The following is a 20,045-nucleotide window of genomic DNA, read 5'->3' as shown; positions in this document are numbered from 1 at the left end:
TAGAGCTTTGCTCCCCGAAGTTTCATTAATATTGTTTTCGCGAATCGATTTTCCGGGAGGAGGAGCGCGTATGTCCCGCATACTGGACCGCGTTATGGACGGCATGGATATTGAGACCTTTATAATATGTGTGAGCGAGGATGAGGGACGCAGGCTGACTCTCCAAATGTTCAGGGAAATGGGTTTTACCGATGCCGATATAGTATTCATTCAATTCCAGGGACCCGGGGTGCGGGTCCGTGCCCGGGCCTATGTTCACCGCCCGGGCGACAACTACGGCTGGCTGAAAGCGGGCCCGGTAGAGGGGGATGTGAAATGACCCCCAGGACAATATTGCTGGCGCCCATTGACCCGGTTCATGACGTGGGATTAAAGATGATCAGGCGGGGACTGAAGGAAGCGGGACACAACACCATTTTGCTGCCTCCGGATTTGCCGCCGGAAGAAATTATCCAGGAAATTATAAATAAGCGGGCCGACACTGTTTTATTGAGCAGGACACTGGGCTACGGCGTGGCCGAAATTCTGGCCCGGTTTGTGGACCTGGCTGATGCGCTGGGGGTTAGGGAAAGGGTCAAACTCGGCATAGGCGGAATGGCCATCCGGCCGGAGCTGGCCGCCGAGCTTGGCTTCGACGCCGGCTTCGGCCCCGGCACCACGGTGGAGGAGGCCCTGGCCTTTGTGGAGGACAGGGAGTATGTTCCGGAGCAGGGTAAAAGGGACAAACAAAAAAGAGATTTAACCGCTTCCTATACTTACGCTTACGGGAACAGCGTCATAGCGGAACTGCTCGGGCAAATAACCGGCGGGATACTGGCATGGGTGCAAAACAAAACCTCCCCCGGGGTGCTCAGGGCCCGGGCCCGGGAGGAGTTATGGGATGTCCGGCGCTGGCGCGGCTATGGCAAAATGACTGAATTCCTGAAGGAATACCCCGGATTATGCGGTGAAATGACCCGTAATTTTTACCTGAAGGGTATCATGCATCCTAAAACCAGGCGTTTTACCAGGGAGGAAGTTGCCGCCCTGGAGAACTATGTAAGTAAGACCAAAGAGAGGATGACAGTGCCCGGACTTCAGCACAGTTTGAAAAAACCCATGGTTTTCAATCAGTATGGAACCGGCTGCCCCTTTATGGATACGGGGCATATCAAGGTCAGTGAGGCCTGGGGGGCCGACGGGGTAATTCATTTTGACCCTTCCTGGGGCGCCAGGACCGAGGGCTTCATGGACGGCTTCCTCACTCACCAGGAGGACGGCACAGTTATCACCCCGGCCAACCTCAACAGAATAAAACAATCCCTGGAGCCCGGCACCCTGTGGCAGATCCGCGCCCACAGGGGATTGAACACCCCGGAAACGGCGGTGCTGGCGGGGAAGTTCCAGGCGGACTTTACAAAGATCAATATTTGCTACGGAGCCCTGGGGGCCGGCACAGATCCGGCCAGGATGACGGTGGACGGCGTTGCCGCCATTAAATACGCCGCCAAATACGGCCTTCCCTTTGATATTGTAACCAACGAGGAGCTATGCGGGGTGCCCGCCCATAAGGCCTTCGCGGGAATGCTGATTAGTTGCGCCCTGGGGCTCAGGCTGGGTGGAAAACCTGTTCTCCAGCCGCTGTTCTGCTATTCTCCGGAAGTTATGGTGGAAGGGTGGATGAAGGATAATTACGTTGATTTCAACGTGGCCAAGGTGCTGGCGTTGCGACGGATTATTGACGCCCCCCTGTGGCCCGGAGCGCCCATAGGCTTTCTGACTCACACCGAGGACCGCATTCAGTCCTCCGCTTCCACCGCCTACCACGCCAGTCTTGCCGCCATGCTGGGGGTGGATGCCGTGACCATAGCCTCCTCGGACGAGGCGTATTCCGGGGGTCCCATCAGCGCGCCCTCCAAAGTGGACACTCTCCGGGCGGTGGGAGAGGGATTCAGGTTCTTCGGGAATATGAAGCTGGAGCCTTCCCCCCAGGCCCTGGAATGGAGCTGGCAAATTGAAGAGGATATAGCAAAGGTATTGCGGCAGGTATCGGAAAGGGGTGATTTCGTGGGGGCGCTGTATGACGGTATTTTGGGCAGCCGCGAGGATGGCGCTTACCCGGGCAGAAACGGAAAAGACACAGTGATGAACGTATGAAGCCGCTTACCATTGGCATTGCCGGGATCGCTAAAAATACCGGGAAGACCACCACCGCCAGGGCGCTGCTGGAGTATTTCCAGAACCGCGAAATCAGCCTGGGTGTAACCAGCATAGGTTATGACGGTGAAAGGACCGACAATATAACGGGCCTGCCCAAGCCGAGAGTATTTTTAAAAAAAGGGAATCTGGTGGCCGTATCGGAAAAATGCCTGTCCGTGAGCACCGCCAGGGTGAAAGTGATGAACCGGATGGATATTCCAACCCCGCTGGGCAGCATTGTCTCCGGCCGGGTTGTTGAAGAGGGTCTCCTGGTGCTGGCCGGACCCAATCAAAGCAGGTATTTGCGGACAATCCGGGACTGGATGTACAGGCACGGAGCGGAAATAGTCCTGGTTGACGGCGCCCTGAACAGAGTGGCCCCGATGGTGGAGACCGACGGATTTATACTTTGTACCGGGGCTTCATATGATACGGATATGGACAGGCTGGCCCTGGAGACGCGCGGTATCGAAGTTCTTTGCAATCTGCCGGGGACCGTGGAAATACCGCCGGCTGTTGCTGCCGGCGGAAAATCGGTTCTCTGGGATCAAAATGGCCGTATTTTGGCCGAACTGCCGGCTTTTCTTTGGGAGCCGGGGCCATTGGCAATTTTAAACGGTCTGCCGGCCCGGGCCGGGGGCTTTTACCTCCCGGGAGTGATATCCTCCGGCTGCCTGGAAGCTATCAGGCGGATGACCATACCCGCCGGTTTTAAATTTGTTTTTGAAAATCCGGTAAAGCTTCTGCTGGGCGGCAGCGTGGTGACGGCGCGACTTTTCGTGGAAGATGTGCTGGAAAGGGGGGGGAAGGTCTTTTACCGCCGTTCCCTGCCCCTAATCGCAGTCACGGTAAATCCTTTTTATCCGGGTTATAAAAATGAGACTTGCCGGTACCTGCCGGCCTTTGTTGACGGGGAGGTGCTGCTTTCTAAAATAAGGGAGTCAGTTGATGTTCCGGTTTTTAACGTGGTTAAGCAGGGTCCTGAAGAACTGGGCGGGCTACTGCTGGTTCTTGGCCGGCAAGCTGCTTGTTAAACAGCCGGATTGGCCGGTCAGGTGTTTTTTAATAAGTTGAGGTTTCTGAAAATTCTTTATATAACCATGGGATACCCCGTTTTGTTCAACTTTTTTAAAAAAAGCATAAATATAAACAACAGATGGGGGAAACAAAATGGCAGATTTGAATTTTACGGCGGTTCACTGGCTTTATATTTTTGGGGTGATAGTTGTTATTGCAACTATGGTTTTGAGAAAAAACGTTATAATACCGTGTATACTTTTTACCTTTGCCATAGGACTTGTTTATAAGGGAAGCGTAATCGGCGGCATAACAACCATTTTTAACGCCAGCATCACCGCCGCCACAGGACTTTTCAGCATATTTATGATTATCAGCGTGATGGTGGCGCTGCTGGCGGCGCTGGAGGTGACCGGGGCCGATAAGGTAATGGTTAAGCCCTTAAAGGGTCTGATGAAATCTCCGCTATCCGCTTACCTGGTGATTATTTTGGGCACTGCCTTTATTTCGCTTCTTTTCTGGCCCACGCCCGCCGTGCCGTTAATCGGGGCGCTGCTGATTCCGGTGGCCATGAGGTCCGGCCTTCCTCCCATCATGTGCGCGGTGGCCATTGCCCTGGCCGGTCAGGGCATGGCCCTGGGAGGAGACGTGGTGATTCAGGGGGCTCCCGGGCTTACGGCAAAATCCGCCGGGGTGGCGGTGGAGATGGTTACCTCCCGGGCGGGACTTTTAACTGCGGTCACGGGAATTGTGGCCATTACCGTGGCCTGGTTTATGAACAGAAATGAAATAAGGCTTTATGCCGAAAAGGTTAAAAACGACCAATCCTCGGGTTATAACATAGTTGAACAGGCCGGGGGCGTGGAAAAAACCTCCGATGGAGAGCGGTATGGAAATTTTGCCGCGGCCTTGATGGGTATTCTGGTAATAGGTGTGCTGGTTGCCCTTTTCGCCTTTAACATAAAGGGGGGAGACGCTTCAGCCCTGCTGGGGGGAGCGGCCCTGCTGGTGATAATAATTACCTCTCTGCTGGTTTATAAAGTTAAGGGAATGGATAGCGTATCCGATTTCCTGGGGGAAGGACTGGGTTTTGCCTTTAAGGTGATGGGACCTATTATTCCCATTGCGGGATTCTTCTTTATCGGAAGCCCTGATTCCGCTCCGGTAATCCTGGGGCAGGGGGCGCCGGGCTATCTTTTCGACGCCGGCAATGCCCTGGCCGCTGTGATAAGCCCCACAGGATTTTTAGCCGGTTTTGGCCTGTTGATACTGGGGGTGATTACCGGTCTTGACGGTTCGGGCTTTTCGGGCCTGCCCCTGGTGGGAACACTGGCGGCGGCTTTGGGAGGGGGCAATGCGAATGTTGCCGCCACCCTGGCGTCCATAGGGCAGATAGGCGCCATCTGGGCGGGCGGGGGCACCATTATCGCCTGGTCCTCCCTGGTTGCCGTGGCGGGCATAGTGGGGGTTCCGGCGCTGGATCTGGTGAGGAAAAATTTTATCCCCGTTTTGGCGGGAATGTTTGTTTCAACAATGGTGGCGGTACTCTTGATGCTCTAGAAGTAAGGGGACACGCTTTTGACTGCTTGTGCGCATGATGTTTATCGAACTCAAAGCGCCCCGGCACGGTCCGGGGCGCTTCTTCGCGGAATTCCCGCGGCCCCTGTTGACAGCCGTCCCTTTGACAATCCAGTTCGGTTCTGTTACAAAAACAAACACTGGTATATAATGTATCTTAAGCTTACAGCAAGAAATCCAGCATAATATTTGTAATAATTTGGAGTGATCTACATGCCGGCTGAAAGAGAAAAACAGGAGTTTGAAATATTATCCATACTTGAAGAAGCAGGGGAGCCGCTGGGCTCCGGCCAATTAAGCCAGCTCTTAAACGAAAGGGGCCTGGAGGTAAGCGAGGCCACGGTGGGGCGTATACTCAGCGAAATGGACAGGAAGCAGCTTACCATAAAGTTGGGTTTCCAGGGACGTGTAATATCCGCCGGCGGCAGGGACAAACTGCAGGAATTCAGGAGTGCCAGGCACCGTCAAAAATATGGCAACCGCTTTATAGAAACATTAAAAACAAAGAAAAAAGAAGATCTGATTGACATACTCGTGGCCCGGCGGGCGATTGAAAGGGAACTGGCCAGGCTGGCCGCCCTTCACGCCACTGACATGGAAATAAGCCTGCTGGAAGCTGTTTTACGGGAACAGGAGCAGTATACCGCCCAAAAGCAGATGACCGCCGAACAGGATGTCAGATTTCACAGGCTGGTGGCCATCGCGGCAAAAAACAGGGTTCTGGCCGCGGCCCTGGATTTAATCAGGCATGACGGCCAGCTCTCCCCCATACTGGAATACATCCGCACCCAGGTGGGGGGGAAATTGGCCGTGGGGCACGGCAAAGTTTTAAAGGCCATTAAGGAACGCGACCCGGATGAAGCCGAAAGGGCCATGATGGAGCATATAGAAAGCCTCATAGCAGACGTGCAGAAATATTGGAGTTCTCAGGAGGATAATATATAAAAGCTGTTGTGGTGAGCCTTTATTTATATTATTTCCAGATTGTAGTTCAGGGGATGTCTGGGAGTTATGTCCCTGTAGAATTCAAACACCGGCTGCATATCTTTGACCAAATCGCCTGTGGGATAAAGAACCGGACCGATACAGGCAATCTTCTTTTTATAGTCAAGATAACTTAAAATAATGGGCACGTCAGCGCCCAAAGCGGTATGATAAAAACCTGTTTTCCACTTTCGTACCGTTTTCCTGGTGCCTTCGGGCGAGATTAAAATTTTTAATTCCTTCGATTTGCTGAACAGTTCCACTATATCATTGACCATATTATTTGACTTTTTTCTATCCACCCCAAAGGCGCCGGTGGCTTTAAAAAAAAGCCCCAGGGGAAAAAACATCCAATCCTTTTTTATCAGGTAATGCACCTTAATGTTCATTTTATAACAGGCGGCCCTGGCAATATAAAAATCGTGATTGCTTGTGTGAGGCGCCGCCACAATAACGCATTTCTTAATTTCCGGCGGTATACCGCCGGTTGTTTGCCAGCCCATTATTTTCAGTAAAATACTTGAAATCAATTTTATCATAAATGAATTTACCTTAAGCTTGTTATTTGAGTCGAAGAGATTGAACACAAACATTTGACAATATTTTATTTAATTCGCTACATTCCGACATTTTCCTGTTTGAGAAATTTTTTATTGCAACTTAATTTACAAGCATAAAAACAGACCGCCATTTACGGCGGTCTGCCAGGTACTTTAGGAGGCCGGGAGCGGACTCGCCTCCAAAAAGAAATGACCCGGGAGTCGCCCGGAAAAGTATTCACCGGTTGTCTGTGGAAGTTATGGTCAGGCCTTTAACGTGCCTTTTGCTCATTATTTTACGTTTTTTCCTATTTTCTTTGGTTTCCAGCACGATGTCCAGATCATAGTTTTCGGGGTATAGCTTTTCGGCCTCCACATGCAGGGATAGTCTCTTATGGTTGACTTTCAGCTTTCGCTTCAGCACCATCACACCAACTTCCCCCTTGCTGTTGATCTCTTCATAAACTATTCCGGTGCGCCCCATGCCGCTGATAAAGACACAGTCCCCCACCTTAAAGGTACACATGGCTTTATGCTCTTTAAGCCGCCGGGCTTTTTCAATTTTGCCGCCCAGCTCCAGATGGCGGGGCTGCTCCGGTTTTTCCTGTTCCGGGGCTTCTTCTCCGGGGGCGGAAACGGACTGGACTGTCTGGTATTCCTTGCGCTCTTTATAAGTTATTTCATGGGCCCTTTCAATAAGTTTCCTGTCCATCCCCAGCCGCAGGGCTATCAGCAGCGCGTTGCTCTCCCCGGCCTGCCCCAGCCTGAGCCGGTATAGCGGCTGCAGGGTCTCAAGGTCGAATTCCATGCAGCCCAGGGTAAAGCCGGGTGTTTTCGCGGCGAAGGTTTTAATTTCACTGTAATGGGAAGTGACCAGCAGAGTGGCTCCGGCCTGGTGAAGACTTTCCAGCACAGTGATGGCGAGACCGGTGCCTTCCTGGGGATCCGTGCCCGCTCCCAGTTCGTCCAGCAGCACCAGGGTGCCTTTGCCGGCCTGCCGCAGAATGTTAATGATATTGCGTATATGGGACGAGAAGGTGCTGAGGGACTGTTCTATGCTCTGGCCGTCTCCTATATCCGCCAGAACATCTTCAAATATGCCGAATTCGCTGCCCTCCTCCACCGGCGGGTGCAGTCCGGCCTGCACCATCAGCGTCAGCAGTCCCACCGTTTTTAACGCCACGGTTTTTCCCCCGGTATTGGGGCCGGTGATTACCAGCGCCCGGTTTTCGCCTCCCAGGCTCACACTGAGCGGCACGGCGGAGGCGCCCAGGAGCGGGTGCCTGCCCCCAACAATGTTAATCGCCCTGTCATGGTTGACCTTGACCCTCTTTCCCCCCAGGGCCTTGCTCAATTTTCCCTTGGCAAAGGCGTAGTCCAGCTGCGCCATGGTTTCAAGGTTCACCGACAACTGCTGAAGGCAGCTGTTAACCAGCTCCGTTAAGGCGGACAGCACCCTGAAAACTTCTTTTTCCTCCTGCAGCCCCAGGAGATTGAGTTCATCCTGAAGCCGGGATACCTCCAGGGGCTCGATGTACACGGTGGAGCCGCTGGAGGATGTGTCCAGCACCTGGCCGCCGATATTCCTGCGGCACTCGCTTTTTACCGGGATCACATAACGCCCCTGCCGGATGCTGACCAGGCTTTCCTGCAGGAAGGGCCTGTAGGCGGGGGATTTAATAATGTCCTCCACCTTGCTTTTTATCCGGTCTTCAAGGATGGTTATCTTTTTACGGATTTTAGCCAGCTGGGGGCTGGCCTTATCATCCACCAGGCCGGCCCGGATGCACCGCCTTATTTCGTCCGCCAGGGCGGCCAGTTCGTCAATGGACAGGGAGTAGGAGCACACCATGGGGGCTATATGCTGTTTTTCTTTGAGAAAATATTTTAATCTTTTGCACTCTTCCAGAAAACCCCTGAGCAATTCCAGTTCTTCCGGGGCCAGGGTCATTCCCTTGCCCGGCTTTTCCAGCAGGGCTTCTATTCCCGTGAGGCTGTGCAGCGGTATGCTGGAGTACTGGTCCAGGATGGCCCGGGCCTCGGTGGTTTCCGCCTGCCGGTTTTCTATCACCGGTTTATAAATGGAGGGCTCCAGTTCTCCCAGCATTTTCTTTCCCCTGGCTGAGACCGCGAAGTCAGCCAGCTTTTCCTTAATTTTGTTAAATTCCAAGGTTGCCATGGATTCTTTGTGCATTTTATTAAATCCCCTTTCGAGTATTTGGATATAAAAAAGGCCATAAACGGATACACATCCGTTTATGGCCTTATAAAAAAGTCAACCTTTAAATACCTGTCAGCCTATTCCCTCCGGAAAGGAGAGGAAGGCGCAAAAATGCCGCGCCACACCGGCACGGCATTTCTATCCGCGTTAATTGACTTAAAGCCCGTGTATCCTTAACCAGCACCCGAAGAAACCCGCAACAAAACAAACCCTTGGGGGTTTTAGCATTTTCTTCAGGCCCGCCCCAGCGGTCCAATATAAAATTGGCTAGTTAAGAACAACCCCGGACATACTGTCAAACTCCCATTACCAATATTGTTGCTATTATATACAAAAGATCGGCGGCCTGCAAGGCGCCCCGGGAAAATTTTCGTCCTTACTTTAAAACCGCTATTTCCCTTTGCAAATCGGTATTCACCCAAATACCGTCAAATCCCACGGGGTCAGGGTCCGCCACCGCCACATATATCCACTTGCCCTTAATTTGGGTAACCACGCCGTCAAAGCCGTTTTCCTCACCGTCCCTGCGGATGAAGACACGCTTTCCATTTAAAAATTCCAATAAAGTTCACCTCCGGCCGGGGTAATTTAATTATGACGCAAAAGCCTTTTGTTTTTAATGAAAATGATTACACCGCCCACAACAAAAAGCAGTATTATCCAGCTAAGCAGCCTGGGGGCAAAGAAATGGTAGCCCCAGGGGGTGTAGTAATAGTTGGGCTGAAAGAATAAGTGTGCCATCCAGGGCAGCCCCCAGTAATAGTTGTGGTAATAATACGGCGGCCTGGGCGGCGAGCCGAAAATGCCCACCGGGGATTTGGACGGGTATTTATCCAGCCCGCCGGTGGAGTAGGTCTCCCTGTTCCAGCTGCCGGAATAGGAGCCGGTGCCGGTGCCATAGGAGGTTTTGCCTGTGGAATAGCCCTGCTTTCCCGTATTGTAATCACTGTACAGGGTAGGCGGGCTGTTTTGGCGGGGGGTGGAAAATCCCCCGCCTTCCGAAGTGGTATAACCTTTTCCGTATGAACTTGTGCCCCCTCCCGGGGAGTCAGCCGGGGCGGAGGGGGTTGTTTTTACTGCGCCATCCCCGGAGGCGCTGCCGGACGGCTTGCTGCCCTGGGAGAAGTCGCTGAAGAAGCCGCCGGATTTACTGCTGCTGGAGTATCCCTTGGCACTGCTGGAAAAGCTTTTTCGCCCCCCGCCGGAGAAGCCTCCCTTGGCCCCCTTGGCCAGCGCCGGACCGGCCAGCAGGGAAAGGATAAAAATTGATAATATGCACAGTGTGATTGACTTTTTAAATTTTAGCAAATCTCTATCAGTCCTTTTTAGACAGCTCTGCCTTCATTCTTGCAAGTTCGTCCTCCACAGACTGTTTTTGGGCTTCCTTTTTTAAATTCTCAAACTCGTCTTCCACGGTGTTGTTGAGAGACAGGCTGGTAGCCCTTGCCTCCGCCTCCATTCTTGCCACTTTGTCCTTCATCCGGTCAAAGTCGCCCAGGGCACTGCTGCTGGCAACTTCCTTTACCGCTTCCCCGGCCTGTTTCATGGCCTGGGCCCGGCGCTGCCGCATTATCAGGGCGTCCTTTTCAGCCCTGGCTTTACTTAGCTTTTCATCCAGCAGCCTGTAATTTTCCCGCAGTTCCGCAACGGCGGTTTGCTGTTCAGTTAATTGAATTTTAAGGTCTTCCAGGGTTTTTTCGGCGGTTTGCTTTCTGTCCAGGGCAATTTTGGCCAGATCATCCCTGTTTTGCTGGATTGCCACTTTGGCCTGGGTCATCCAGGAGGTGATTTCCTTTTCCGCGGCTTCCATCTTTTGTTTTAGCAGCAGCTCATCCGCAACTGCCCTGTTAACCTGTACGTTGAAATCCTTTAATTCCTCAGTAGCCTTTTCTATATACAGATTTAGCATTTTTTCGGGATCTTCGGCTTTATTGAGCAAATCGTTCAGGTTGGCCTCCAGCAGGTCCTTGAATTTTTTAATAAATCCCATTTAATCAATCTCCCCCTGTTTTTTATTTGCCCCGGCCGGGGAATCTGGTTGCGGTAATAATATATCTTACCCGGGTAAAACACAAACTCCGTGCCGGCCGCTTTCAGGTAACGCAGACCCGGGTTGATTTGCCTGGTCAGGGTAGTATTTTCGCTCTGCGAAAATAACGCTCAATCGCGATAAAGCTCCTTCTTTCAACTGCGACAGGGGACGGTTCTCGGCTGTCGCAAAAAACTCAGATTGGCCCCTTAAGATATGCTGGCGCCTATGACAAAACTGGCGGCCACCGAAAAAACCATGGACAACAGCCCCACGGCCGTATTGCCGGAAGCAATTTCCCGGTTGACGTTTAATTTGGGTGTTAACCACTCAAATAGCAAATATACAAGTATTAACAGCACCGAGCCGGTAAGTCCCCAGATAATAGTCTCAGCCGCGCCGGTGCTGCTGAGCACCGAGAAACGGATGATATTGGCCACGCCCAGCACTTTTCCCCCCAGGGCCAGGGCGGCGGCGGTATTGCCCTCCGCTATCTCTTTCCAGTCGTTGTATTTGGTGACCCGGGTGAAAATAAAAATGGTAAATAAAATAATCAATAAACCGGTTAAAAAACAGGTCAGGGAAGATTCCAGCTGAACCAGCAAAATTATACGCACCTCCCGCAGCATTTCTTTTAAGCGAGCATACCATGTGTATTATAACAGGAAATACCCGTGGGTTGCCACGTTTAAAAATTTAGATCGGCGGTATTATCTCGCTAACAGCCTGAATATTTATGCTTGCCATTATTTTTATGATTGGGTATTATATGATTTATTAAATTAACTGCCCGGTTAACGCCCTGTGGCGTGTTAAATACTACCGGACACAGGCAATGAAGCCTGCCTGAGCAGTTTTCAAGGAACTGTTCCCGGCGGCTTCTTTTATTATTCCTTATTACTTTGCGGGGGTCTGTAAATGAAAGTGGGAACCAGGATAATTAAAACTGGAATTGCGGTAATTATTACAATGTATTTATGTAAAATATTCAACCTGGAGCCGGCGCTTTTTGGGGCTGTGTCCGCGGTGGCCAATATGCAGCCAACGTTGTATTTAACCCTTAAAAAAGCTAAAGAGCAGGTTATTATCCATATCATAGGTGTTAGTCTGGGCCTTGCGGCCGGGTATGTTCTGGGGGCAAATCCTTTTATCATGGGTGCGGTGACAGTTTGCATAATAGTCCTATACACCAGACTCAAGCTGCAAGGCGGAATATTAATGGGCATAGTGGCGGCTTTATTTGTTTTAAGTTCCCCGGCCAGCCAGTTTTTAGAGCACGCTTACAGCAGGTCCTTTGTGATTTTTATCGGTCTTTTTGTGGCAATGACAGTTAACGCCATCCTGTGGCCGCCGAAATATGGTTATGCTTTTGTGGAAAAGTTACGCCGGTGCAACGAGAGCTCGGTGGATTATTTTTGCCGGGCCGTTCATGATTTTATAAGACTGGATAACGAAGAAATACCGCTTCCGGAACAAAAGAGAAAGGAGGTTGTCAAACTAAACGAAGAATGCCGGGTTATCGCGGAATATTATAGGAGCGAGAAGAAAAGTTTCGGGGACGGGTACGATTTAATCGATCCAAATGATTGGTTTGTTGTGGCGGAAAGATTATTAATTTATAATGACTCCCTCAGGGAAAAGGCCGATCAAATTTACCAATTATTGCCTTACAGGCTTGAAAGGCGCATAAAAGCCGGAGCCCCTCCCATTAGCGGCGAATATAATTATATGTTGGAGATTTTAAAAAATGGCTGTGCCACTATTGAAAGGGTAAATAAAAAGCTGCGGACTTCAATTTGCGAAAAAATTTCCGTGGACCAGGAGAGAATCAGCGAGGAGCTTTGGGAAGAACTGAGGGAGGCAATTGAGGAATGGCAGCCCAGGCTTGCCGGCAGCTATTATATTCACGCCTTGATAGAGATTTCCGTGGTGGCCAATGAAATCAGGTGGCTGGCCCGGGAGGGGAAGAAACTCCTGAAAATGTCGGCTGACTTGAATGCTTCGGGGGGTGCCGCGCCCCAATGGGTAAATTAAAGGGGATGCGGGAATTCCGCAGCCCCTTTAACTAAAGATGTTAGGGAATCAATTGCACGATGTAACCTGTTTCCCCGAATTCGGGCTATACCTTGAATTTACCCACCAGCTGGCTCAGTTCCTCGGCCAGAACGGACAAGGAATCCGCGGAGGCCGAAACCTCTTCCATGGCTGCTGTCTGTTCCTCTGTGGAGGCGGCCACGTTTTGCACCCCCGCCGACATTTGCTCCGTTCCCGAGGCCACTTCCTGGATTTGTGAGGTCAGATCCTGTACCGCGCTGATAATTTTTTTAAAGTTTTGCCCCACTTCCTGAACCACCCTGGTACCGGCCTCAACTTCCCTGCCGCCTTCGGACATGTTTTCAACAGCCCTCTGGGACTCCAGCTGGATGGCGCTGACCAGGCCGCTTATTTCTTTTGTGGCGCTGGCGGACTGCTCCGCCAGCTTTCTGACCTCTTCGGCCACCACGGCAAATCCCCGGCCCTGCTCTCCGGCCCTGGCAGCCTCGATGGCGGCGTTAAGGGCCAGTAGGTTGGTTTGGTCCGCAATGCCGGTAATCAGCTCGACTATTTGGTTGATCTCCCGGGTTTTTCCGTTTAATCCGTCGATAGCCCCGGAAACATCCCGGGTGGTGACGGCAATGGCCTGCATTTGCCGGGTAATGCCCTCAATGCCCCGGTTGCCTTCGCCGGCGTGCTCCTCTGTGGCCTCCGAGGCTTCTGATATTGACTGAACATTGGCGCTGACCTGTTCCACGGTGCCGGCTATTTCAGTCATGGTGGCGGCGTTTTCACTGGCCCCGGCGGAGGTTTGCTGGGCGCTGGAATTCAGCTGCTGGGCCGAGGCCGATACGGTAGCCGACTTTTCCGCTATATGCCGTACCAGCTCCCGCATTTGGTTAACCATGGTCTTAAAGGCGGTGGCCAGATTTCCTATTTCATCCCTGGAATTGACGGCTATTTCGGAGGTCAAATCCCCCGACGCCGCCACTTCGGCCACCCTGACCAGATCCGCCACCGGGCCGGTTATGCCCCGGGTAATAAAGAAGGCAACCAGCAGGCCCAGCAGTATGGCTGTCCCGCCCGTGGCCAGCATCTGCGTAAAGGCTTTTTTGTAACTCTCCTTTGCCTCGTCATAACGCATTTTGGTGCGGCCGTCGGCATAAGACTCCAGTTCCCGGAGGCCGTCCCTCCATTTTTGCATTTCCGGATCGGATTCGGCCATCAGCGCCGCTGTGGCCTCCGCCTGTTTGCCGGATACGGCCAGATCGACTATTTTGTTGTTTATTTCTCTGGTTCTTTCCTGGTACTCGCTGGTTTTAGCCAGAATTGCCCTGCCCTCATCAGTGGACACTAATTTTTCCAGCTCTGCCTCTGCCTGGTCGTATTGCTTTCTGGTCTCTTCAATTCTTGCCAGTTCCTGCTGTCTGGAAGCGTTGTCCTCCAGCAGGGTGATGGAGCGGATAACCCTGGAAACCACGTGAACCGAATCCATCATGTCATTTGCCAGATCCACTTGCAGGTTGTTTACGTTGACAATACGTTCCAGCTTGTCGTTGATTGCCCTCATTTGGACAACCCCGATGGCTATTATGACTGTCATGAGCGCGAATACCAGTGCAAAACCAAGTCCCAGGCGGACACCTATTCTCAAATTTCCCATTTTCAATGTGTAATCCTCCAATAATTATTATCCCGAATCCCGGCCACTTCAAAAAAGGTTTTAACAGATGAAAACTATCCGGTTTCAGCAGCGTTAAATCAATCTTTACGGCAGCCCCATCTGCCGTAAAAATTCCTGTTATCATGAGCGTTATTCCGACAAAAAACCCCTACATCCCCAAATATTTTACATCCAATGTAATACCGGGGAATATAGGGGTTTTCCTTATCTTTTTAACGTATAAAAGTACTAATTTTGCTTTTAATTCAGGCTTATTAATTCCTTTTAGATCCTTATTTTTGTCACCCGGATACCCCTGTTAACATATTTGCCGGTTTATGCCGGAAGTTGGAGATGAGTATAAACAGGCGGCTTGTTTACCCTAGATTGAGGTCAATCCCTCCCTGACGGCGTATTTAACCAGTTCGGGCAGATTATACAGGCCAAGCTTGTTCATTATTTGACTGCGGTGGGCTTCCACGGTTTTTTTGCTCAGGTTTAGCATTGAAGCGGTTTCAACGGTGGTTTTCCCTTCGGCGATGAGTTGAAGAACCTGGCGCTCCCTGGCTGTTAGTACCGAGCCTGTATAATCGCTGCTTTTTATTAAATGTATATATTCATTTATAACAGTTCTGGCTATGCCCGAACTTAAATAATAATTATTTGCTTTGACGGTATGCAATGCCTGAATGAGCTCGTCGTAGTTGCAATCCTTGGCAAGGTACCCGGAGGCTCCCGCCCGGAGCATTTTTTTCAAAGACCACTTGTCCGAGTACATGGTCAGGGCTATTACCTTTATGTTGGGGTTTTCAGAAGTTATTTTCCGTGTGGCGTCAACACCGTTTAGATTTGGCAGCGAGATATCCATTATAATAAAATCCGGGGAAAGTTCCCGGGCCAGTTGCACTGCCGTAATTCCATCCTCGGCTTCGGCAACGATTTCCACGTCTTTTTGTCTTTCTATCAGGGTGCGAAGTCCATCGCGCATTATTTTGTGATCATCCACCAGTATCAATCTCATAGCTATTACCTCTCAGGAAATTACTGTCGCCAGGCCTTAAGGGCGATGAGAGTGCCGTTTCCGCGGCTTGACTTTATTGTCATATGGCCGCCCAAATGATGCAATCTCTCCCGCACACTGAACAGGCCAAATCCGCCGGCTGACCCAAATTTCTTTTTTAATTGAGTGATATCAAAACCAACACCGTCGTCTTCCACGGTTATTTCATATTTTCCGACGGTTACCCTGGCTTTCCCGGCATTTGAATGCTTTACAATGTTATTAAGCAATTCGCGAACACATTTAAATAGAATAACCCTGGTTTCGTCTTTAATTGGAGCTATTTCCATCTGTTTTTCAAAGCTTATCGGTATGCGGTGTCGTTCCTGGAATTGATTGCACAACCATTCCAGGGCTTCTGAAAAGTCAACGTCATTGAGAGTGGGGAGGCTCAGGTTAGTTATCAGGGATTGGGTGTAATTTATCGCCTCATCTATGAACATAGCGATTTGATCAATGTTCCCGGTAACACCTAAGGGAAGCTGGGACTGTTTTAACAGTCCCAGCTTTATCTTGGCGGCGGCCAGGGACTGGCCGATATTGTCGTGAATGTCCGCTGCCACCGACCGGCGCTCCCGCTCTTCCACAATGGACAGTTCAGCCGCCAGGGACCGGAGCTCCTTTTGATAATTTTTTAATATTTTTTTGATATACTCCTGATCGGTTACGTCATGAAAAAGCTTTAACCTGGAAAAGCCCTTGCCGGTTACCACGGAAGTGTCATGAATGCTATAGGTTTTGTCTGTTTTGGCGGAGTGCCATTTCCAGTACACTGGCTCTCCGGCGAGCACATCATTGTTTCTGCACCATTGGCAGATCTCCCGGCCGCCGTTAAAATACTCGTAGCATTTTCTGCCGTTAACAGGGCCAAACTCTCTTTCCAATACCGGGTTGATGTATTCAATATCATAGTTGCCGCTTAACAAACAAACACCGTCATCCATGGCGTTCAGGATGCTTTTAAACTTATTCCATCCTGCCGCCAGCTCTTTTTTTATTCGCCGGCGCTTGGTGATTTTTCTGGTTTGTTTCGTTATACCCGCCTCCATTAATTCCACCATATTTGGAATACAGCGAAATATTCGCAGCTTTGCCGCACTTGCCATACCCCCATTCAAATAGAAAGTGTAACAGTTTTTTACCGTTCGGGTGCCGAATAAATAACAATATGGGAAAGTTGTTGTTGGTTGGGGTCTTGGCGGTGTATCGTATGGGGACGCTACACGGCAGGGTTTTGTAAAGGAAAGCCAGGCGCTCGACAAATATTTTAGATGGATAATAGATTAATTCCTGCTTTATGTTTAGTTAAATTTAACAAGTTTTAGCGGGACAGGTAAAATATATGAAAGATGGCAGAGTGTAAGCCTTACAGCCATAGCTGCCAAATTACCGAAAAAGTGGCGGGTTTTATTTTAATGGAGAGCAAGATTTTTAAATAACTGTTTCCGGGGATATAGCCCGGCATTCCAAACACAAGAAAGGAGGGCCTGAAGGTATATGGGCGCAAAAATATAAAAATTATAACATTGCGGATAGCCGGGAATTAGCTGTATAATTTGCCTGATTACTTTCTTTTGGGAATTATGTGCAAAGGGGGCAAACCGTGATGAGCGAGGAATTTCGTCTCTGGTCCAAAGATTTTGTTTTAATCTGCCTGGCTAATTTTTTTTATTTCGGAAGCTTTTACTTTTTAATTCCGACTTTGCCCCAGTATGTGGATATGATAGGCGGCTCTCCCGGCCAGGTCGGACTGGTAATGGGCCTGTTTACCCTGGCTTCCGTGATTGTCCGGCCCTATTTGGGGAATATGGCCGACCGGCATGGCCGTAAGATTTTGATGCTTCTGGGGAGCGGGTTCTTTATATTGTTTCCGGTAATTTATAATCAAGTCCAGTCCTTTGTTCCCCTTTATCTGGCGCGGATTGCCCACGGACTTGCCCACGCCAGCTTTCTGGCCGCTTCCATCGCCTATGTCGCGGATATGGCTCCGCCCCAAAGGCGGGGAGAGGTAATGGGCGTCTACGCCACCTCCAACGTGGTGGCCATGGCTCTTTTCCCCGCCCTGGGCACGGCTGTCATTGAAGATACAGGCAGCTTTCCATATCTGTTTACCCTCTCGGCCCTCACTGCCGCCGCCGGCTTTCTGGCGGTGGCTCTTCTGGGCGAAATACGCTCCCAGGCCGGCCGGGACATAAAGCAGGCGGGCATATGGGAGGTGGGCAGGCGGCGGGAAGTGCTGATACCATCCCTGGCGCTGTTCAGCGGGGCTACCTCTTACGGAGCGGTGATCACTTTTCTGCCGCTTTTTGCCCCCCAGAGAGGACTGGCTGATTTCGGCCTGTTTTTCACCGTTTATGCCGTCAGTACAATATTAAGCCGGGTGATGGTGGGAAAACTCTCCGACCGGATCGGCCGGCGCAAGGTGATCCTGCCCTTCATGGCGGTGCTGGCCCTGGCCGTGTTCCTTTTCCCCTTCCTGGGGAGCCTGTGGCTGCTGGCTCTTATCGGGGTTCTTTTCGGATTGGGATTCGGCGCCTTCATGCCGGCCCTTAACGCCCTGGTGGTGGATTATACCTCCCCCAGTGACAGGGGCAGCGCCCTTGGTTTCTTCACCGCCTTCATGGATGTCGGTATTACCACCGGCGCCATGATACTGGGACTGGTGGGGGGAAGGCTGGGTTACCCGGCCATGTTCAACCTCGGCGGAGCCATCATATTGGCCGGAATATTTGTCTTCGCGGTTTACATGAAGCCGGCTGAAAGAAGTGCCTCCCGGTAATTTAAACAACCCGGCTAAAAACATCCGGATACCGGTGAATGCGGCGGCGGATATCGGCCTGCCGCCGCCCAAAATTATGAATTAAATCTGTATCCCGTCCCCCATAACGTTTCTATGAATTCCGGGTTTGACGGGTCTTTTTCTATTTTCTTTCTTATCTTCTGGATGTGAACGGCCACGGTTGCCGTATCGCCATAATAATCATCTCCCCAGATGGTGGTGAGAATATGTTCCTTTGAAAAAACAATATCGGGATTGGAGGAAAGAAACAATAAAAGTTCGTATTCCTTGGTGGTCAGCTGGACTTCTTTGCCGTTAATGTAGACTTTATGGGCCGCTGAATTTATTTCCAGTCCCCTGTGGGCTATAACACCGGTGAAGACGCTGTTGCCTTTGAGACGCTGATATCTTTTAATATGGGATTTTATCCTGGCCACCAGTTCCCCGGGGCTGAAGGGTTTGGTTAAATAATCATCGGCGCCGTACTCCAGTCCCCTGATTTTATCGATATCTTCGCTCTTGGCGGAAACGACAATTACCGGGATGTCCAGCTTTTCCCTGACTTTTTGTATTATTTCATAGCCGCTCTTGTTGGGCAGCATCAGGTCCACAATGATAACGTCATAATTGCAGGAAAGAGCCTTAAGCAAACCCCGGGCTCCATCCTGCACAATATCCGCAACGTAGCCGTTTAATTGCAAATAGTCCCTTTCCAGTTCTGCAATATTAATGTCATCCTCAATGATCAATATGCGCTTCATTCATAAACACCTTCCCCATTCAATCCAGCCGGGAGCGTTATATTAAAGCAGGTGCCCAGGCCTTCCCGGCTGGAAACGGTAATTGTTCCCCCATGGGCCTCCACCAGTTCCCTGGCGATGGCCAGCCCCAGCCCGGTGCTCAGCAAATCCTTTGTGCGTTCATTGTCAATGCGGTAGAATCTGTTGAAAATGTAAGGAAGTTTGTCTTCTGAAATACCCGGGCCGTTGTCGTCCACGGCAATGCAAATATAATCTTCCTGTTTATATAACCGGGTTTTTATTATTAAACCTTCTTCCGGCCCGTATTTTAAAGCGTTGCCTATAATATTTCTGACGGCCTGGTGGATTCTCTTTCTGTCTATGCTAACAGGCAAATCCTGTTCCATTTCATCAGCATATGTGAATTGCAATTGCCTTTCTTCCAGTTCATATTTGAATTCTTCCATCAGGTCCTTCATAAAAGCCCTTATTGATACCTTTTCAAATTGAAAATTCAATTTCTGCATATCCAATTTAGAAAACAGGAACAGATCATCTATCAGTTTGTTGACGTAAACTATATTACGGTATATTATCTGGAGATATTTATCCTTATTTTTCGCCGGCAGGCCGTCACCCTCCACTATTGCTTCTATATAGCCCTGTATTGATGTAATGGGCGTCTTTAAATCATGGGAAATGCTGGCTATGAGCTCCTTCCTGTTTTCTTCGTATTCAGACTTTATTTTTTCGCTTTCCCGCAATTTTCGGGCCATATGGTTAAATGCGTCCACCAGGAGGCCAATTTCATTTCTCACGTTGCACTTTACTTCCACCTGGTAGTTGCCCCTGGCAATTTCCTCCACTCCATTTTTAAGCTCTTCAATGGGTTTAAAAATTCTTTTTTCCAAACGCAGAAGAAAGAAAATCTGTGCTACTTCCTTTGCTATAAGCATTATCGCAATAAAGATTATTATTGCTTTAAGGCCTCCCAGATTGATCAGCAAAAACAGTATTATCAGGTTAAACAACAGGGCGGCCGGGCGAAAATATTTAATGGATTTGTGCATCCGGTGAAATTCCCTGTGATATCTGCGGCGGCGCTCAATCTTATCAAAAAAATGATCAAAATCCTTCCGGTTTCCACGGCGGCGTTCAATCTCCGCGAAAAAATGCCGGTGTTTGTTTCCGTTATCCATATCAATCACCTGTTGTCTCTCTTA

Annotated in this window: 18 protein-coding genes; 7 read left to right on the top strand and 11 right to left on the bottom strand. The window is 50.3% G+C overall.

Annotated features, from left to right (window positions below):
- Window positions 1–70: 70 nt before the first annotated feature.
- From DCCM_RS13745 to DCCM_RS13725, 5 genes are all read left to right on the top strand, one after another.
- Window positions 71–319: a hypothetical protein gene (locus tag DCCM_RS13745; protein WP_104372956.1), complete on the top strand. Its 249-nt coding sequence runs from the start codon at window positions 71–73 to the stop codon at window positions 317–319.
- The gene (locus DCCM_RS13740; protein WP_104372955.1) at window positions 316–2,136 is read left to right on the top strand and encodes a cobalamin B12-binding domain-containing protein; all 1,821 of its coding nucleotides are present in this window, start codon (window positions 316–318) and stop codon (window positions 2,134–2,136) included. Before DCCM_RS13745 ends, DCCM_RS13740 begins: the two co-directional genes overlap by 4 nt.
- The gene (gene kamB, locus DCCM_RS13735) at window positions 2,133–3,212 is read left to right on the top strand and encodes a lysine 5,6-aminomutase reactivase subunit KamB (protein ID WP_104372954.1); all 1,080 of its coding nucleotides are present in this window, start codon (window positions 2,133–2,135) and stop codon (window positions 3,210–3,212) included. Before DCCM_RS13740 ends, kamB begins: the two co-directional genes overlap by 4 nt.
- Window positions 3,213–3,348: 136 nt before the next feature.
- Entirely contained in the window at window positions 3,349–4,755 is a 1,407-nt protein-coding gene (locus DCCM_RS13730; protein WP_104372953.1) for a hypothetical protein, read from the top strand.
- Window positions 4,756–4,986: 231 nt separating this feature from the next.
- Window positions 4,987–5,718 (top strand): FCD domain-containing protein, encoded by a 732-nt coding sequence (locus DCCM_RS13725; RefSeq protein WP_104372952.1) that lies wholly within the window; start codon window positions 4,987–4,989, stop codon window positions 5,716–5,718.
- Window positions 5,719–5,741: 23 nt separating this feature from the next.
- Here the strand turns inward: DCCM_RS13725 and DCCM_RS13720 are convergent, their stop codons facing one another.
- The 6 genes from DCCM_RS13720 to DCCM_RS13690 all read right to left on the bottom strand — a co-directional run bounded on the left by DCCM_RS13720 (window position 5,742) and on the right by DCCM_RS13690 (window position 11,151).
- A complete protein-coding gene (locus tag DCCM_RS13720; RefSeq protein ID WP_165792167.1) occupies window positions 5,742–6,296 on the bottom strand; it encodes a 1-acyl-sn-glycerol-3-phosphate acyltransferase in 555 nt (184 codons plus the stop codon).
- Window positions 6,297–6,534: 238 nt separating this feature from the next.
- Window positions 6,535–8,490 carry an endonuclease MutS2 gene (locus tag DCCM_RS13715; RefSeq protein ID WP_104372950.1) on the bottom strand — a complete coding sequence of 652 codons (1,956 nt, stop codon included), beginning with the start codon at window positions 8,488–8,490 and terminating at the stop codon, window positions 6,535–6,537.
- 403 nt (window positions 8,491–8,893) lie between these two features.
- Window positions 8,894–9,079 (bottom strand): hypothetical protein, encoded by a 186-nt coding sequence (locus tag DCCM_RS13705; protein WP_104372948.1) that lies wholly within the window; start codon window positions 9,077–9,079, stop codon window positions 8,894–8,896.
- A gap of 26 nt (window positions 9,080–9,105) precedes the next feature.
- Window positions 9,106–9,825, bottom strand: coding sequence for a hypothetical protein (locus DCCM_RS13700; RefSeq protein ID WP_104372947.1), 720 nt, complete (start codon window positions 9,823–9,825; stop codon window positions 9,106–9,108).
- Window positions 9,826–9,832: 7 nt separating this feature from the next.
- A complete protein-coding gene (locus DCCM_RS13695; protein ID WP_104372946.1) occupies window positions 9,833–10,507 on the bottom strand; it encodes a PspA/IM30 family protein in 675 nt (224 codons plus the stop codon).
- Window positions 10,508–10,755: 248 nt separating this feature from the next.
- The gene (locus tag DCCM_RS13690) at window positions 10,756–11,151 is read right to left on the bottom strand and encodes a DUF350 domain-containing protein (RefSeq protein WP_231702775.1); all 396 of its coding nucleotides are present in this window, start codon (window positions 11,149–11,151) and stop codon (window positions 10,756–10,758) included.
- Window positions 11,152–11,464: 313 nt separating this feature from the next.
- Between DCCM_RS13690 and DCCM_RS13685 the strand changes: the two genes are divergently transcribed.
- Window positions 11,465–12,580 carry an FUSC family protein gene (locus tag DCCM_RS13685; RefSeq protein ID WP_104372944.1) on the top strand — a complete coding sequence of 372 codons (1,116 nt, stop codon included), beginning with the start codon at window positions 11,465–11,467 and terminating at the stop codon, window positions 12,578–12,580.
- Window positions 12,581–12,665: 85 nt separating this feature from the next.
- Here DCCM_RS13685 and DCCM_RS13680 read toward each other — a convergent pair whose 3' ends face one another.
- The 3 genes from DCCM_RS13680 to DCCM_RS13670 all read right to left on the bottom strand — a co-directional run bounded on the left by DCCM_RS13680 (window position 12,666) and on the right by DCCM_RS13670 (window position 16,409).
- Entirely contained in the window at window positions 12,666–14,243 is a 1,578-nt protein-coding gene (locus tag DCCM_RS13680) for a methyl-accepting chemotaxis protein (protein WP_231702779.1), read from the bottom strand.
- A gap of 382 nt (window positions 14,244–14,625) precedes the next feature.
- Entirely contained in the window at window positions 14,626–15,264 is a 639-nt protein-coding gene (locus DCCM_RS13675) for a response regulator (protein WP_207655606.1), read from the bottom strand.
- Window positions 15,265–15,284: 20 nt separating this feature from the next.
- On the bottom strand, window positions 15,285–16,409 hold the full coding sequence (locus DCCM_RS13670) for a sensor histidine kinase (protein WP_104372941.1): 1,125 nt from the start codon (window positions 16,407–16,409) through the stop codon (window positions 15,285–15,287).
- Between the two features lie 500 nt (window positions 16,410–16,909).
- Here DCCM_RS13670 and DCCM_RS13665 point away from each other — a divergent pair, with 500 nt between their 5' ends.
- Window positions 16,910–18,082, top strand: coding sequence for an MFS transporter (locus DCCM_RS13665; RefSeq protein ID WP_104372940.1), 1,173 nt, complete (start codon window positions 16,910–16,912; stop codon window positions 18,080–18,082).
- 74 nt (window positions 18,083–18,156) lie between these two features.
- Here the strand turns inward: DCCM_RS13665 and DCCM_RS13660 are convergent, their stop codons facing one another.
- Together DCCM_RS13660 and DCCM_RS13655 are read right to left on the bottom strand one after the other, a co-directional pair.
- The gene (locus DCCM_RS13660; protein ID WP_104372939.1) at window positions 18,157–18,843 is read right to left on the bottom strand and encodes a response regulator transcription factor; all 687 of its coding nucleotides are present in this window, start codon (window positions 18,841–18,843) and stop codon (window positions 18,157–18,159) included.
- Window positions 18,840–20,021 carry a HAMP domain-containing sensor histidine kinase gene (locus DCCM_RS13655; RefSeq protein WP_104373017.1) on the bottom strand — a complete coding sequence of 394 codons (1,182 nt, stop codon included), beginning with the start codon at window positions 20,019–20,021 and terminating at the stop codon, window positions 18,840–18,842. Before DCCM_RS13655 ends, DCCM_RS13660 begins: the two co-directional genes overlap by 4 nt.
- Between the last annotated feature and the right edge of the window lie 24 nt (window positions 20,022–20,045).

The sequence above is a fragment of the Desulfocucumis palustris genome (genome assembly GCF_002933875.1).
GTDB lineage: Bacteria > Bacillota > Desulfotomaculia > Desulfotomaculales > Desulfocucumaceae > Desulfocucumis > Desulfocucumis palustris.
This window is presented reverse-complemented; position numbering and strand designations above follow the sequence as displayed.